The sequence below is a fragment of the Plesiomonas sp. genome, assembly GCF_051650925.1.
Taxonomy (GTDB): Bacteria; Pseudomonadota; Gammaproteobacteria; order Enterobacterales; family CAMTGL01; genus Plesiomonas.
In genome coordinates this window covers 1-1,160 of record NZ_JBOFRH010000518.1, presented here as the reverse complement: position 1 = coordinate 1,160, position 1,160 = coordinate 1, and the positions used below count along the sequence as shown (strand labels likewise).

The following is a 1,160-nucleotide window of genomic DNA, read 5'->3' as shown; positions in this document are numbered from 1 at the left end:
GTGGGCGGCCTTCAGTGCCTATGTGATCATGCGGCCGGTCTTTAAACAGACCTGGCACCGCGGGCTGCTGCGGATCGCCGGTACCTTACTCGGCGCGCTGTGCGCAATTGGCTTTCTACTATTATGCCGCACCGAGTTGAGCTTAGCTCTATTATGTACTGCCATTTTGCTGGTCAATACCGCAACGGCCTATTACACCAATGTGGCGTCTGATGAGTACAATTACGCGATTTTGTTTTTTGGGCTGACCTTTACCCTGATTGTTAGCTATGCCTATGTTTATCCAGATACTGACATTTTCCATATTGGCATGATGCGTACTGGCGATGTGATGATTGGCTCACTCTCTACCATTGCGGTGGGCATGCTGATCCAACGTATTTGGCCAGATCCGGCTCCAGTTGCAGCTAACTCGAAGCCGCATGCCGAATCCACAACCTCGGCGCCCAAAAACACCGCCGCGATTGCCTCTGTCAGCGCGCCAACTAAAGCGGTGAGCTGGCCGTTTTGCCATTTGCACTTTTTATTTGCCCTGCTAGCTGGTGTCACTATTACACTGATGCCGCTATCAACTCTGGTGCATCACAACTCGCTGTTTATTCAAGCAGCGGTGAGTATTTTGGCGGTATCCAACCAGCCGCGCTCGGTACAGGCCGATGATTTGCCGATCTCTACAGCACGCAAGCTGATTTACCGAGCGACCGGCTGCTTTTTAGGTGGGGTTGCGGGCATTATCTGTAACCTGATCAGCGTGGCCGCCGACTCGTATGCCCTGTTGGTATTCTTGACCTTACTGGGAACCGCCTTTGGCCGCATCATTCAAGACAGCAGCAAAACTGCCTCGTATGTCGGTACCCAATTTACCGTAGGTTTGCTGATGGTGTGCGTGCATGACACCACCCAGTTAGTGAATGACAGTTACGGGGTATACCGCTTCGCCGGTGTCTTTATGGGCTTCCTGATTTTTGTCCCTGCGCTGTTTATTCTGGCTAGTCTGTTTTACCGCTACGGCAGCCAACCACAGCACCCCACAGAGGCGTAACACCTCAGCTGACGGCGTGCAAAGCGCCGTCATTTTCTCGCACTCAAAACCTATCTCGGTTCAAAATTCAAAAACAGCGCGATTCACTGTTATTCAATAACCGTCTATTCAATAAACG

1 protein-coding gene is annotated in these 1,160 nt (G+C 51.6%); it reads left to right on the top strand.

Annotation, left to right across the window (positions count from 1 at the left end):
* Positions 1–1,042 (top strand): FUSC family protein (locus tag ACRC27_RS12410; RefSeq protein ID WP_438640009.1); only part of this gene is annotated, 1,042 nt, incomplete at its 5' end.
* Positions 1,043–1,160 lie beyond the last annotated feature (118 nt).